At 71.3% G+C, this 14,164-nt stretch carries 13 protein-coding genes; 5 read left to right on the top strand and 8 right to left on the bottom strand.

The window, feature by feature from the left end; translation table 11 throughout:
- Positions 1-141: 141 nt before the first annotated feature.
- Together ABZU99_RS17765 and erm are read left to right on the top strand one after the other, a co-directional pair.
- The gene (locus tag ABZU99_RS17765; RefSeq protein WP_355954448.1) at positions 142-303 is read left to right on the top strand and encodes a hypothetical protein; all 162 of its coding nucleotides are present in this window, start codon (positions 142-144) and stop codon (positions 301-303) included.
- 228 nt (positions 304-531) lie between these two features.
- Positions 532-1,362, top strand: coding sequence for an ErmE/ErmH/ErmO/ErmR family 23S rRNA (adenine(2058)-N(6))-methyltransferase (gene erm / locus ABZU99_RS17760; RefSeq protein WP_356044900.1), 831 nt, complete (start codon positions 532-534; stop codon positions 1,360-1,362).
- Here erm and ABZU99_RS17755 read toward each other — a convergent pair.
- The 5 genes from ABZU99_RS17755 to ABZU99_RS17735 all read right to left on the bottom strand — a co-directional run bounded on the left by ABZU99_RS17755 (position 1,275) and on the right by ABZU99_RS17735 (position 6,923).
- The gene (locus ABZU99_RS17755; protein WP_356044863.1) at positions 1,275-2,363 is read right to left on the bottom strand and encodes a CDP-alcohol phosphatidyltransferase family protein; all 1,089 of its coding nucleotides are present in this window, start codon (positions 2,361-2,363) and stop codon (positions 1,275-1,277) included. The two genes, erm and ABZU99_RS17755, sit on opposite strands and share 88 nt — an antisense overlap.
- Before the next feature lie 132 nt (positions 2,364-2,495).
- Positions 2,496-3,722: a macrolide-inactivating glycosyltransferase gene (gene mgt, locus ABZU99_RS17750; RefSeq protein ID WP_356044866.1), complete on the bottom strand. Its 1,227-nt coding sequence runs from the start codon at positions 3,720-3,722 to the stop codon at positions 2,496-2,498.
- A 128-nt stretch (positions 3,723-3,850) separates the two neighbouring features.
- Positions 3,851-5,134: an extracellular solute-binding protein gene (locus ABZU99_RS17745; RefSeq protein WP_356044868.1), complete on the bottom strand. Its 1,284-nt coding sequence runs from the start codon at positions 5,132-5,134 to the stop codon at positions 3,851-3,853.
- Positions 5,134-5,991 (bottom strand): carbohydrate ABC transporter permease, encoded by an 858-nt coding sequence (locus ABZU99_RS17740; RefSeq protein ID WP_356044871.1) that lies wholly within the window; start codon positions 5,989-5,991, stop codon positions 5,134-5,136. Before ABZU99_RS17740 ends, ABZU99_RS17745 begins: the two co-directional genes overlap by 1 nt.
- The gene (locus tag ABZU99_RS17735; protein WP_356044874.1) at positions 5,988-6,923 is read right to left on the bottom strand and encodes a sugar ABC transporter permease; all 936 of its coding nucleotides are present in this window, start codon (positions 6,921-6,923) and stop codon (positions 5,988-5,990) included. The genes ABZU99_RS17740 and ABZU99_RS17735 overlap by 4 nt, the downstream gene beginning before the upstream one ends.
- 172 nt (positions 6,924-7,095) lie before the next feature.
- Between ABZU99_RS17735 and ABZU99_RS17730 the strand changes: the two genes are divergently transcribed.
- Positions 7,096-8,010 carry an aminoglycoside phosphotransferase family protein gene (locus tag ABZU99_RS17730; RefSeq protein ID WP_355954431.1) on the top strand — a complete coding sequence of 305 codons (915 nt, stop codon included), beginning with the start codon at positions 7,096-7,098 and terminating at the stop codon, positions 8,008-8,010.
- A 383-nt stretch (positions 8,011-8,393) separates the two neighbouring features.
- Here ABZU99_RS17730 and ABZU99_RS17725 read toward each other — a convergent pair whose 3' ends face one another.
- Entirely contained in the window at positions 8,394-9,116 is a 723-nt protein-coding gene (locus tag ABZU99_RS17725) for a 3'-5' exonuclease (protein WP_355954425.1), read from the bottom strand.
- A 446-nt stretch (positions 9,117-9,562) separates the two neighbouring features.
- Between ABZU99_RS17725 and ABZU99_RS17720 the strand changes: the two genes are divergently transcribed.
- Positions 9,563-10,273 carry an FCD domain-containing protein gene (locus ABZU99_RS17720; protein WP_356044877.1) on the top strand — a complete coding sequence of 237 codons (711 nt, stop codon included), beginning with the start codon at positions 9,563-9,565 and terminating at the stop codon, positions 10,271-10,273.
- The gene (locus ABZU99_RS17715; RefSeq protein ID WP_356044880.1) at positions 10,270-11,112 is read left to right on the top strand and encodes an ATP-binding cassette domain-containing protein; all 843 of its coding nucleotides are present in this window, start codon (positions 10,270-10,272) and stop codon (positions 11,110-11,112) included. Before ABZU99_RS17720 ends, ABZU99_RS17715 begins: the two co-directional genes overlap by 4 nt.
- Before the next feature lie 329 nt (positions 11,113-11,441).
- Here ABZU99_RS17715 and ABZU99_RS17710 read toward each other — a convergent pair whose 3' ends face one another.
- Positions 11,442-12,689: an SAV2148 family HEPN domain-containing protein gene (locus ABZU99_RS17710; RefSeq protein ID WP_356044882.1), complete on the bottom strand. Its 1,248-nt coding sequence runs from the start codon at positions 12,687-12,689 to the stop codon at positions 11,442-11,444.
- A gap of 89 nt (positions 12,690-12,778) precedes the next feature.
- The gene (locus ABZU99_RS17705; RefSeq protein ID WP_355954410.1) at positions 12,779-14,104 is read right to left on the bottom strand and encodes a copper amine oxidase; all 1,326 of its coding nucleotides are present in this window, start codon (positions 14,102-14,104) and stop codon (positions 12,779-12,781) included.
- Positions 14,105-14,164 lie beyond the last annotated feature (60 nt).

Here is a 14,164-nt window from a genome sequence, read left to right as displayed (position 1 = left end):
GCTCACCCTAAGGCGGAGTGCGGACGTCAGCGGCTCGGAAAAGCCATTGCGATACGTTCCGTCTCGTCAGTACGGTGTGAGCGAAACGGCGGAGATCCGCATACGCACGCTCGCGTAGGCGCGCACGGGAGGAGTACACCGATGGGCGGAAGTCCCGGCATCGGCGTGTTCACCCGCGTCATCACCCGCGGCTGTGCCGGGGTGGCGTGCGTGTGCGCCCTTGCCCCGCTCACCCGCCGCCCGCGGCGCGGCCCCGGTGCCCTGGCCGGCCCGGACGCGCCCAGCATCTCCCCGAGCGTCTGACCGAGCGTCCGACCGCTCTTCGCTGGTCCTCGCTCAGCTCGTTGTGAGCTGTGACCTCTCGCTTCCGCATGCCCTCGGCCAGGGCCCCCGCCAGTCCAGGAATCACTCCTTCCGGACGGGCGGCAGGGCCCGTTCCGCGCTGCTGCCGCCCGCCCGGCTCCGAAAGGACCGCCGGCTGTGGCCCGCAATCGACACCGTTCCCCCGCCCCGCGCCGCACCGAACGCGACGTGGCGCGGCGTACCTTCTCGCAGAACTTCCTGGCCGATCCGGGCGCCGTCGCCCGGGTCGTCCGTGCCGCCCGCCCCGGGCCCGGCGACCTCCTGGTGGAGGTCGGCGCGGGCAAGGGCGTACTCACGGAGGCACTGGCTCCGCGCTGCCGTGAGCTGATCGGTTATGAGATCGACCGGCATCTGATCCCGGGGCTACGCACCCGGCTCGCCCCGTATCCGGGGGTCCGCGTCGTGCACCAGGACTTTCTGACGGCCGTGCCGCCGGGTGAGCCGTTCGCCCTGGTCGGCAATGTGCCCTACGCCCGTACCGCCGAGATCGTCGCCTGGGCGCTGCGGGCGCCCCGGCTGACCTCGGCGACACTCCTCACCCAGCTGGAGTACGCCCGTAAGCGCACCGGGGACTACGGCCGCTGGAGCCTGCAGACCGTACGGACCTGGCCCGAGGTGGAGTGGCGGCTGTGCGGGCGGGTGGACCGCGCCGCCTTCCGGCCGGTGCCGAAGGTGGACGGCGGGATTCTGCGGCTGACCCGGCGGCCGCGCCCACTGCTGACGGACGCGGACCAACGAAGCTCCTACACGGATCTGGTCGAGCTCGGGTTCTCCGGTCTCGGCGGCTCGCTGTACGCGTCACTGCGCCGGGCCTGCCCCGCGCGGCGGCTGGCCGGGGCGTTCCGGCGGGCCGGGCTGGGGCAGGACGTCGTAGTGGCGTATGTGACGCCGTGGCAGTGGCTGACCCTGGCTCAGGAACTGAGGGGGGTGGCCGGTGCGGCTGTCTCGAAGGAGTTGATGGTGCGGGTGAAGTCCCGGGTGGACAGCAGCAGCTTGTAGATGATCGCCAGCTCGAAGACGAGCAGCAGCACACCCGAGACGACGGTCGTCGCCACCACCGCGTCGACGGCCGGCCCGATGATGAACACGCCCATCTGGAACTCGACGCCGCTGATCAGATGAGCCCGGATGCGGTGGCGCAGCAGGAAGTTCCGGCACCGGACCCACCACGGGAAGCGGCGCCGGAACTCCTGGTGCAGATCGACGACCGCGGGACGGCGCCGCACCGCCGCCGGCCGGTCGGACTCGAGGGCGGGCACGGCGTCCGCGGCGGACGCGGTGTCCAGAGCGGACGCGGGCTCCAGGGCGGGGGCGGTGCCCAGGGCGGACGCGGTGTCCATGGCGAGCGTGGCATCCGGGGCAGGCGTGCCATCGAGCGCCGCCACCGTGTTCGGGTCCTGCTCCAGGTCGGCCTCGGGGTTGTCGCGCAGCAGGTCTTCCATGAAGGCCAGCTCGACCTGGTTCTCGGCCTTGCGGGCCGCGCGCATCCGCGCCTTGATCTGCTTGCGCATGCCGTGGCGGATCTTGAAGATCTCCAGCGAGTCGATGTAGCGCAGCGCGTCCAGGGAGGCGACGGCCAGCGCCAGCCAGAGATACAGGACGTTGTCCGTCCGCGCGTACTGGCCGCCCATCAGCGCGACCGCGCAGACCAGCACCCGGATCCGGTCGAAGACGAAGTCCAGCCAGGCGCCGAAGACCGAGCCGGTGTCGGTCAGCCGGGCGAGCTTGCCGTCCATGCAGTCGAAGATGAAGCTCACGTGGTAGAGGACGGCACCGAGCAGCAGCCATGTCCAGTCGCCCTGCGCGAAACAGGCGGCGGAGCCGAGACCCACGAGAAACGCGCCCCAGGTGAGCTGGTTGGGGGTGAGGCGGGTGTATTTCGCGGTCCAGCGGACCAGCGGCGTGGCCACCGGGTCCACAAGCATGACGGTCCACCACGCGTCTCGCTTCTTCTCGGTGATCCTGCGGACCTCGGCGAGCGGCGGTATGTCTCGGGGCATGGGTAACTTCCTGGGCGTTTGAAAAGTGTTCACCCGAAGCTAAGAAGACGGTAAGAGAAGAGACAAGACCTGCTGAATGCAACCTTTGCCGGAGGTTAACCGTCTCTTAGTGTGACCGAGTCGATGGCACGATCAGGTGGACAGGGCCACCTCGATCAGATCGGCCGCCTGCTTTGTCCCACCTTCGTCCGCCATCCGTGCTGTGACCTCCGCATAGCGGGCGGTGACCTCGGGGTCGTCCGCGATCGCGAGCACCGCCGAGCGCAGCGCCTCCGCCGTCGCCTCCTCCTTGGGCAGATGGCGGGCGACGCCGAGCGCCTGGAGCATGTCGGCGTTCCCGAACTGGTCGACGGCCTGCGGCACGGCGACCATCGGCACCCCGCACGCCAGCCCCTCCTGGCTGCCGCCCGCGCCCGCGTGGGTGATGAAGGCGTCGGCCTGCCGCAGGATGCTGAGCTGCGGCACCCAGCGGTGCACCTCGATATTGGCGGGGACGGTACCGAGGTCGGCCGGATCGACCTGCCGGCCGATCTGCAGCACGACATGCCACCCCGGCAGACCGCCGAACGCCTCGACACAGGCGCGGTAGAAGGCGGGCTCCTTGGTCCAGGTCGAGCCGAGCGAGATCAGCAGCACCCGGTCCGTGGGGGCGAGTCCGTCGGGGCGCCGCCACTCCCCCTCGTCGCTGCGGTCGCCCTGACAGGCGCCGACGAAGGTGTACGCGGACGCGTTCACCCGGTCGGCGTGCGGCTGGAGGACCTTGGGGATCAGAACGAGACAGCGCTCGGGGCGGCCGATGAGCCGGTCGGGATCCATGTCCGCCATGCCGTTCTCATCCAGCCAGGCGCGGTAGCGCGCGTAGTACGCCTTGCCGCGCTCGGACTGGCGCAGCTCGGCCATCATCGGCTCGGCCACCTCCTCCTCGTACCCCTCCCAGGCCACGAGGTTGGGCGAGAGCTGGATGACGGGCACGCCCCAGCGGCGGGCGAGGGCGGGGGCCGGGTAGGCGGTGATGTCGTAGAGGACCAGGTCCGGCTGGTCCCCCTCGTACGCCTTGAGGTGCTGCGGCAGCGACTGGACGGCGTCCGCGAGGAAGGGCTCGATGTGGTCGATCAACTCGGTGCCCCACTTCTCCGGCTCGTCGTCGGTGGGGAGGGTCGAGGTGTAGACCTTCGGCTCGGCGCCGGTGGCGGCCACCTTGTCGGCGAAGGACTCCGGGATGGCGTAGGTGACGCGGTGGCCACGGGCCACCAGCTCGCGGATCACTTCCAGGCTCGGGTTGACGTGCCCGTGCGCGGCGATGCTGAACATGGCGATATGGGCGGGCCGGGGGGCCGGTGCGGGTGCGGGTGCGGTCATGGGACCCACCGTAGGCGAGACGATACGTATCGTTCAATCGAAATAACAGCGACAGGCCGCCGCCTTCCGCCCGGTCGGCGCCATCGCTGGGGCGCGCTGTCTCTGGTAGCGGGCTATCTCTGGTAGCGCTATCTCTGGTAGCGGGCCAGCACCAGATTCCCGTCCTCGACCAGCCGGTCGCGGAGCCGCTCCATCCCGATCGCCCCGCTGTAGTACTCCTGCAGCGCCGGGGTGGCCACCTTGTCCTTCCACTCCGGATAGCCGCGCACCGACTGGGCGGGCGCCGGTCGCAGCCACCCGGCCAGCGCGGCGCCGGTGGCCCAGCCGTGCTCCTCGGTACGCAGCGCCGGATCCCGCAGCGCGCGCGTACCGGTCGGCAGCATCCAGTCGCCGCGCGCGAGCCGCACCATATGGGGCGTGCGCAGCAGGAAGTCGATGAAGCGAGCCGCCTCCTTCTTGTACGGGCTGTCCTCGGCGATGGACAGCGTCTGCGGGCTCACCCCCTGGCGCTGGTCACCGCCCGGCCCGGCGGGAGCGGGAAGCACGGTCCACGCGAACCCCTTGGGTACCTGCTGCACGATCTGCTGCCGGTAGGAGAAGCCCAGCGGCACCATGGCGTACTTCCCGCCGAAGAAACCGGGGAGGGCATCGGAGCCGCCCATGCCGAGGGTGGTCCTGGAGGCCGTGCGGTCCCTCACCACCTGGTCGTGGACGACCCGCGGAACCCGCTGGTCGGCGGCGTCGAACCGGATGGTGACCTTGCCGTCCGCGCCCCGGTGGAACATCTCGCCGCCGGTGGACAGGGCGAGGTTGAGGGTCGCGGAGACGGGCTCCTTGAGCGGCCAGGCCAGGCCGTACGTCCCGTCCCTCGTCAGCTCCCTCGCCACGTCCTCGAACTCCGCCCAGCCCCAGGGGTTCCGCGCGGTCGGGATGCGGACCCGGGCCCTCTCCAGCAGGGTCCGGTTCGCGATGATCACGCGTGGCTCCTGGAGGAACGGCACACCGAAGACGCCGTCGCCGAAGGTCGCGGTCCGCCAGCTGTGCGGCGGGATGTCGTCCTTGAGGCGCCGCGGCAGCAGTCCGGTGAGATCGGCGAGACAGCCGCCGTACGCGAAGTCGGCGAGGTCGTCGGAGGCGTCATGGATGATGTCGGGCGCCTCGCCGCCCTCGAAGGAGGTCAGCAGCTGGTCGTGGACGCTGTCCCAACTGCCCTGGACGTACTCGACGTGGATGTCCGGGTGAGCCGCGTTCCACTCCTTCACCAGCGACTTGTTGGCCTCCACGGACTCCTTCTGCCAGGCCGGCGACTGGAAACGAAGGGTGATCCGACCGCCGGAGGCCCGACGGCGCGCGGGCACGCACGCGGTGGCGGACGCCGCCACCGCCCCGGCCAGCAGAACCCGGCGCCGCATCAGCTCTTCACCGCCCCGGCCAGCACCCCACTGGTGATCCGCCGTTGGATCACCGCGAACAGCGCCAGCGAGGGCAGCGTCGCCAGCAGCGACGCCGCCGCCAGCGGGCCGAGGTCCGCGACGCCCTCCGCCCCGATGAAGTGGGTGAGAATGACCGGCATCGTCTGTTTCTCCGGAGACTTCAGCAGCACCAGCGCGAAGAAGAACTCGTTCCACGCCGTGATGAAGGCGAACAGGGCGGTCGCCACGATGCCCGGCGTCAGCAGCGGCATCGTGATCGAGACAAGCGCCCGCAGCCTGCCCGCGCCGTCCACCGCCGCGGCCTCCTCCAGCTCGCGCGGGACGGCCCGTACGTACCCCGCGAGCATCCACAGCGCGAACGGCAGGGACCACACCACATACACCAGGATCAGCCCGGCGAGGGAGTTGATCAGATGGAGGTTCTTCAGCACGAGGAACAGCGGGATGATCACCAGGACGAAGGGAAACGCCTGGCTGACCACGACCCAGCCGGTGGCCGCCCGGGACAGCGGGGAGCGATGGTGCCGGGCCATGACATACGCCATCGGAGTCGCGATGGCGACCGTGAGGAGCGCGGTGGTGAGCGAGGCGGTAAGGCTGTTGCCGGCGGCCCGTAGCAGCGGCTGTTCATCGAACGCCTGACGGAAGTTGTCGAGCGTGGGACGGTCCGGGATCCAGCCGGGGTGAAGGCTCGCCAGCTCGCGCGGCGGCTTGAACGCGGTGGAGATCAGCCAGAGGAGAGGAAAGGCGAGGAAGACGAGATAGCCCAGGAGGGCGAGGTACTGACCGGTCCGGGCCGCCCGCCGCTTGGCCTGCCGGTGGCTGACCCGATTCACTCGTCGTCTCCCTTCAGCCGGCCGACGAGATGGACGGCGAGCAGGACGGAGACCACGGCGACCAGCACGCAGCCCATGGCCGCCGCGTAGCCGAACTGCCCGTACCGGAAGGCCTCTTCGTACGCGAACAGCATCGGCAGCCGGGTGCGGCCGCCGGGCCCCCCGCCCGTCAGCACATAGACCAGCGCGAAGGAATTGACGTTCCAGATGAAGCCGAGCGCGCTGATGGCGAGGGCGACCGGCCTGATGGCGGGCCAGGTGACGGTGCGGAAGCGGCGCCAGGCACCCGCTCCGTCCATGGCGGCCGCCTCGTGCAGCTCGCGCGGGACGTTGGCCAGCCCGGCCAGGAGGGTGACCGTGACCTGCGGAAGGCGTGCCCAGATGCCGACCACGACGACCGCGGGCAGGGCGGTGGAGAGGCTGCCGAGCCAGTCGCGGTGGGTGCCCAGCGCCTCGTTCAGGATGCCCGCGTCGGGGTGGTAGACGAGCCGCCACATGATGCCGGCCACGACTTCCGGCATGGCCCACGGAACGATCGCGAGGGCACGCGCCAGCCACCGGAACCGGAGATTCTGGTTGAGCAGCAGCGCCAGCCCGACAGCGAGCACGAACTGCGGAACCGATACGGCGACCGCCCACACCAGGCCGATCCGGAAGGACTCCCAGAAGAGGGTGTCGTGCGCCAGATCCCGGAAGTTGAGCAGCCCGACCCACTGGGTCGGCTCGGTGCGGCCCGACTGGGCGTCGGTGAAGGCGAGCGCGATGCCGTAGAGAAGCGGGCCGACGCTGAGGAGGAGGATCGGGATCAGCGCGGGCAGGACCAGAAACCAGGCGCCATGGCCGGATATGCCCTCGCCTCGTCCGCCCCGGCCGCCGGGCGGTCTCGCGGCCGGGGTCTTGTCCGACCGCGCCATCGCGGTCACGGGGGTCACTGCACGGGCTCCTTCGGGCGCGGCGGCACGGCGGAACGGGGCGGGCGCGGTTGAACGGGATGAGGCCCACGTCATCGTGCGGACGGCGGGCGGCGCAGTCAAGCGTTTCACCCGCGGCACCGGATGCGAGACTTGGGCGCTGGACCGGCGCACGAAACAGGAGAGGTACGGCGTGGGGGACGTGGCGTTCACGGAGGAGCGGGCGCGGGCGGTGCTCGCCGCCGCGGTGCCGCCCTACCGGGCCGGTGCCGCCGAGGCCCGGCTGCTGGCTTTCGGTGACAACGCCGTCTTCGCCCTCGACAGCCTGTCCCTGGTCGTCCGGGTCAGTCGCGACCTCGAGGTGTGGGACCGGGCGGCCCGGGAGCTGAGGGTCGCCGACTGGCTGGCCCGGGAGGGTCTGCCCGCGGTACGGCCCGATCGGCGCTTCGGCTCGGAGCAGCCGCTGCCCTTCGGCGGGCATCTCGTCACGTACTGGCAGCAGCTCCCTGAGCCCGTACGGCCCGCCGGCCCCCGCGATCTGGCCGAGCTGCTGCAGCTGGTGCACGCCCTGCCGGACCCGTCCCACGATCTGCCGCCGCTTACGCTGCCGCGCCGTGAGCTGCTGGGCGGGATCGAGCGCTGGCTGCGGCTGGCCGGGGACGCGATCGACCCGGCGGACGCTGCGTATCTGCGGTCCCGGCGGGACGACTTCGCGGCGGCGGTCGGCGAGCTGACGCCGCAACGTGCGCCCGGGCCGATTCATGGCGACGCGCTGCCGCGCAATGTGCACATCGGCCCGGACGGCCCGGTGCTGGTGGACCTGGAGACCTTCGCCGGCGATCTGCGCGAGCACGACCTGGTGGTGATGGCCCTGACCCGGGACCGCTACGGCATGGACCCGGCGGCGTACGACGACTTCGTCGCGGCGTACGGCTGGGATGTGCGCGAGTGGCCCGGCTGCGCGGTGCTGCGGGGCGCGCGGGAGACGGCAAGCTGCGCGTGGGTCGCCCAGCACGCCCCGGGCAACCCGGCGGCGCGGGCCGAGTTCGCCCGCCGGGTCGCCTCCCTGCGGGAGGAGGACCCGACGGTGCGCTGGTACGCCTTCTGAGCGCTGGGGTCGTCAACCAAGGTGCACAAGCGCGATGCCGGAGGCGCACATGGCGAACCCGGCCAGGGTCATCACCCCACCTGAGATCCGCATCCGTACCTCCGGAGCGATCAGGACGACGGGCTCCTGGAGGCTCCCCCTCCCAAGCCGTGCCTCCCGGACACGTGACCTCATCCGCCCGCCTTGACGCGTGGGCATGCCCCACGGATTGAGGCTGGTGCCCCCTAAGCGGATGCGGTGAAGTTCGCCGCTGATCCCTCGCCGTTCGGCCTGGCCGAGGGCTTGGACGCCGAGAAGGATCAGCACGTGACTTCGCCGTAACCGCTTAGGCCCGCCAGCCCGGCTCATCGGTCCCGGGGATACCCCCTTCCGGCCGAGGGAGATCAGCCGACCGCCGCCCCCACCTCGCGCAGCGGCCAGCTGCCGTCCACGGTCGCGTCCGGGGTGCCCTGGCGGCGCAGCCAGGACTGGAAGTCGGCCGCCCAGTGCGCATACCACCCCACCTGCTTGCGGTGCAGCTCCCACAGCTCAAGCCCGGCCACCTCCCGGTGCCGCTCCGCGACCGCGCACGCGACCCGCACCGCCGCCAGCGCGTCCGCCCCGGCCTCATGGGCCCGCTCGTGCACCACGCCGTACTCCCCGCAGACCGCCTCCAGCGTGCGCTTGCCCTTGCGGTAGCGGTCGACGGCCCGGTCTATCGTGTACGGATCCACCACCGGCCCGGTCTCGGCACCACCCAGCCGCTCACTCAGCGGGCGCAGCCCGTGCCGGTCCAACTCGGCGGCCAGCAGGCTCAGATCGAACGCCGCGTTGTACGCCACCACGGGAGCACCCGCTCGCCAGTGCACCACCAGCGCCTCCGCTATCTCCTCGACCACCTCCCGCGCGGGCCGGCCCTGCGCCGCCGCCCGCTCATTGGTGATCCCGTGCACGGCCACCGCGTCGTCCGGAATGGCCACTTCCGGGTTGGCCAGCCAGGTGCGCCGCCGGATCGGCTCCCCGCCCCTCACCTCGACCACGGCCGCCGTCACGATCCGCGCCGTCCGCGGATCCGTGCCCGTCGTCTCCAGATCGAATCCGATCAGCAGCTCCCGGTGCCAGCCCATGGCCGCCCTCCCTTTGTCGTACTTCCCCCTGGTGTGCACCACCCTCCCACGCGCCACTGACAACGGACTGCGAGGACCTCAACGCCCCGGCCTGACCCGGACCGACGGGCCCGCAGGACGAAATAGACATTCCACCGTTCGCGACGGCGGGGACTCACGGACCGTACGCTCCCGCCGACGCGCCGCACGGTCTGGTGACCCTCGAAATCCACGGCCCTCCGGGTCCCGTATGCAACGACCGGCGGCACTCCACCGCGCGGAGATGCTCGGCCTCATTCGATCCCTGGGCCGCCCCTCCGGAGGCGACGGCACCGTCACCATCTCCTCCGCCTGACCGACTCCTCCCGGACCCCGTCCGGGCCCGTTCACGGTGAGACAAGTCCTCAGACGTCTGAAGAGTTGTGCTACCTTCCACGTCGTCGCCGAGACAGACCGAGGGGGCGAGGGTGGGGGAGCCAACACGGCTGCGGCACGGGCGCGTGGTGCCGCAGGTGGAGAGCGCACTGCGCGGGATGCTCGCCGAGGGGCGGTGGCGGGCCGGCGAGCGGTTGCCCAATGAGGTAGCGGTCGCCGCCGAGTTGGGCGTGGGGCGTTCCTCGGTGCGGGAGGCCGTGCGGCTGCTGGCGCATGACGGGCTGCTGGACGTACGGCATGGCTCGGGCACCTACGTCGCGCAGGTCCCGGCGGGCCCCGCCGGGGCGGGGGGCGTGCGGCAGCTGCTGCGTCGTGCCCGGCTGCTGGAGGTCTACGAAGTGCGCCGGGCGCTCGAAGTGGAGGCCGCCCGGCTGGCGGCGCGGCGGGTACGGCCCGAGGATGTGGCCCGGCTCGGGGCCGAGCTGGGGCGGCGTCAGGAGGCGGCCGGGGGCGATCCGTCCACCTTCGTCGACGCCGATCTCGCCTTTCATCGGACGGTCGTGGAGCTGTCCGGCAACGCGGTGCTGCTCGGGCTGTTCACCTCCGTCCTGCCGGTGCTGCGCGAGGCGCTGGTCGAGATGGTCGTCCATGAGACCGCGCTGCCCGATCTCAGCTGTGCCCATACGGCGCTGCTGGACGCGCTGGCGTCCGGCGACCCCGGTGCCGCGATCGCCGCCACCGTGGAGAACCTGGAGTCCCTGATGGCCCTCGTCCGCGAGGAGTTCGAGGAAGAGGTGCGATGAGCGGCTTTCCCGTACTGCGGGCCATGGACGTCGATGTGGTCCGCGATGGCACGTATCTGCTGCGCTCGGTCTCGCTGACCGTCCGCCAGGGCGAGCACTGGGCGCTGCTCGGGGCGAACGGAGCGGGCAAGAGCACCCTGCTCGGCCTGCTGGGCGCCACGGCGCACCCCACCCGCGGCACGGTCGAGGTCCTGGGGCGCACCCTGGGCCAGGTCGATCTGCGGGAGTTGCGGTCGCTGGTGGGCCATGTCAATCCGCGTCATCCGCTGCGCTCACCGCTGCGGGTGCGCGATGTCGTCCTGACCGGGCTGACCAACAGCGTCGAGCCGGTTCCCCGCTGGCAGCCCACGGCAGACCAGCGGGAGCACGCCGACCGTCTGCTCGGCGCCCTGGGTGTCGCCGACAAGCGCGACGCGCGCTGGCCGACGCTGTCCCAGGGCCAGCGCGGCCGGGTGCTGATCGCCCGGGCGCTGATGCCCCGGCCCCGGCTGCTGCTGCTCGACGAGCCCGCCACCGGCCTCGATCTGGCGGCCCGCGAGCAGCTGCTGGACAGCCTTGACGGGCTGCGCCGGGAACACCCCGAGCTGGCCACGGTCCTGGTGACGCACCATCTGGAGGAGCTGCCCGCGTCCACCACCCATGCGATGCTGCTGCGCGAGGGGCAATGCCTGGCCTCGGGGGCGGCCGACGACGTTGTCACCACCGACGCGATCAGCAAGTGCTTCGACCACCCCGTCCGCATCACCCGCACCGAGGGCCGCTGGTCGGCCCGTACGGGACGGGCTCAGCCGGCCACCAGCCCGGCCATGGCCGCTGCCGACTCGGGGGCCGGCCGGTAGATGCCCTGCACACCGTGGGAGCGGGTCGGCTCGCCGCCCACCATGTGCTCGAGGCGGCGCTCGCCGCGCCCCGGAGCGGAAGGTCGGCTCGGTCAGCAGATCCGGCGGCACGGCGCGGTGCAAGCGCGGCGGCGAGCCGGGCGGGCCGAGCGGCACCTCGGTCACGCACCCAGCCTTGCTAAGCGGATGCGGTGAAGTTCGCCGCTGATCCCTCGCCGTTCGGCCTGGCCGAGGGCTTGGACGCCGAGAAGGATCAGCACTTGACTTCGCCGTAACCGCTTAGCGGCTGGGTACGACAATACGGGCGGCCCGGCGGGCCCGGAGAACGGCTAGGAAACCGGTCGCGAGTCCGCCCAGACGCTTTCGAACTCCTCCCGGTACGTGCCGAAGAGCCCGTTCTCGCCCTCCTCCGGAGGGTGTCCCTCGCGCACCACCCCGCGGCGGCGGCCGCCGCGCAGCACCAGGACCGGGGCCTCGATGCCGCGGGCCTTGCGCAGATACGACTGGACGACCGCGAGGCCGTCGGTGCCGTCGCCGTTGACCAGGTAGGCGGTGAAGCGGGGGGTCTCGTCGAAGACATGGATCTCGAAGGCGCCCGGGTCGCGCAGCGCGGCGCGCACCCGCCGCATATGGAGGATGTTCATCTCCACCGAGCGGCTCATCTCGCCCTTCTTCAGGCCGAGTTCGCGCTCGCGTCGCCGCACCGCGCTGCTTGCGGGGTTGAGGAAGAGCAGTCGGGCGCGGCAGCCGGATTCGGCCAGCCGGACGAGGCGGCGGCCGGAGTAGTTCTGGACGAGGAGGTTGAGTCCGATGCCGACGGCGTCGAGGCGGCGGGCGTTGCCGAAGAGGTCCTCGGCGGGCAGCTGCCGCTGGAGCCGGACCCGGTCGGGATGGACGCCCACGACGTCCGCGTACCGGTCGCCGACGAGGTCCTCGACCGCGTCGATGGGCAGCCGGTCGGCGGAGGGGGTGCCGGTGCCGCTGCCGAGGATCTCCAGCAGCCGGGCGGAGGCGCGCTCGGCCTGGGCGAGGACCGTCTCGGACAGGGCGCGGTTGCGGGAGACGACGTTACGGGCGACCTCCAGCTCGTCCAGGCCCAGTTCCACTTCGCGCCGGTCGTCGAGATAGGGCTCGAAGCAGGGCCAGTGCTGGACGAGGAGTTCGCGCAGCTGCGGCAGGGTCAGAAAGCTGAGCACATTGTCGTCGGCCGGGTCGAGGAGATAGCCCTTGCGGCGGCTCACCTCGCGTACGGCAACCGCGCGCTGCACCCACTCCTGCCCTGCGGGGCCGGCCGCGGCGATGACCCAGTCATCGCCGTGGACCGGTTCGTAGATGGGTCTGAGGACGGCGCCGACCACCGCCCGCAGCCGCTGTTCCACCAGGTTCAGCCAGATGTACGCCCGCCCGGCCCGGCGTGCGCGCGTGCGCACCTCGGTCCAGGCGTCGGCGCCCCAGTCCAGTTCCGCTCCGATCTCCATCGGCCGCACCAGGGACACCGCGCCGGGAGGTGCGTCGGTGGAGCCGTCACCCCCGGGACCTCCGTCACCGGGGGGCAGCTCCAGCCCACCCGAGCTCACCTGAGCACCGCCTTCCGCCCCTGTCCAACGATCAACGCAGACTACTGCCCGGGCGGGGGCGGTGCGACACTCGGGATGGATCTATAGCGTCAACGTGCTTCCTCCGTATGGCCGTTGTGACCGGACAGCGCGGGCGGCGTGAGCGGATTCATAGCGGTGACGTCGCGCGGCGACAGCTGGAAGCCCTGCCAGTGCAGAGGCATCGGCTCCTGGTCCTCATCGCGGGCGATGTGGTGGAACCCGATGTTGACCCATACGACCGGGTGTTTGAGCGTCTGGCCGCTCACCCACTTGTCGACGCTCTTGCCCGCTCCGGCACCGCAGTCGCGCAGGTTGTTGCTGGCGAACTGCTCACACTTGTTGTATTCGGTGAAGTAGACGTCGTGCTTGGTGTAGCTACGCCCCTGGTACTTGGTGGTGTGGCCGGGCACGATCTCGTAGCTGCGCGGGTGGCCGTCCTTGTTCTTGCCGGCCGCGCTCACCACGCGCCACCACCGCGCCGCCGCCGCGTCGCCCGCCAGCTCCTTGGTGACCGGGGTGCGGGTGGTCTTGGTGGTCGGGATCCGGCCGGCGGGGGTGGAGGTCTTGGAGTCGTACTGCTCGATCTTGCTCTTGGGCGAGCCGTCGAGGCCGAAGTTCAGCCGCCAGAAGACGTTGTGGGCGTGGCTGGTGGCGTAGTCCTTGGCGCCCTTGCCGATCGGCCAGCCGCGGCCGTCGCCCGCGTCGTAGTCCATCGGGGAGAGCGTGCCGGTGGCGCCGACCTGCATGGTCATGGTGCCGTCGCCGGCGAACCGCCACTCGGTGATGTACTCGTACCAGCCGACCTGGTTGACGGTGTAGATCAGCAGATCCTTGCCCTGCTGCTGGTAGACCTTGTTCCCCTCGCCCATCCGGTAGGCGTGGCCGCGGGCCCGGGTGGTGGCACACAGACCCTTCACGTTCTGCCGGCTGGGGTCCCAGGCCTCCGGCACATGGACGGTCTTGATGGTGCCGCCGGGGCATTCGGCCGGGTCCAGCTGCTGCAGCCCCTGGGCGAAGTCCTGTCCGGTGAGGTCGTCGTACTCATTGCTGCCGTCGTCGTACGGCACATGGATCTGGCCGAGCTTCGCCGAGGTCAGCACCTTGATCGGGGCGGATTCGCCCTTCGGCTGGTACGAGACGTTGTCGAGCACGAGCCCGGCCTTGCTCTCGTAGTGCCAGCACATCCGCCAGGTGGTGCCGCCGTCCAGCTTCTGCTCGACCTTGTAGGCGGCCGAGCAGTCCGCCGCGGCGGCCGGGGCCTTCGCCGGAGCCTTGGGGGCGGCCTGGGCGGTGCCGGCCGGCCCGGCGGCGATCGCCACGGTGCTGAGGAGCGCCGAGGCGCCGATGGCTGCCGCGAACCGGGCACGGGCGCGGCGGAGCCTTCTTTCAGGCATGGGTGGACTCCTGTGTGAACGTATGGGTGTGCGATGAGCGAGTGCCGGGCCCGGTGGGCG

It is taken from the genome of Streptomyces sp. NPDC005266 (assembly GCF_040607655.1).
Classification (GTDB): domain Bacteria; phylum Actinomycetota; class Actinomycetes; order Streptomycetales; family Streptomycetaceae; genus Streptomyces.
The sequence above is the reverse complement of the archived record's forward strand: the minus strand, read 5'-3'. Positions and strand labels throughout refer to the sequence as shown.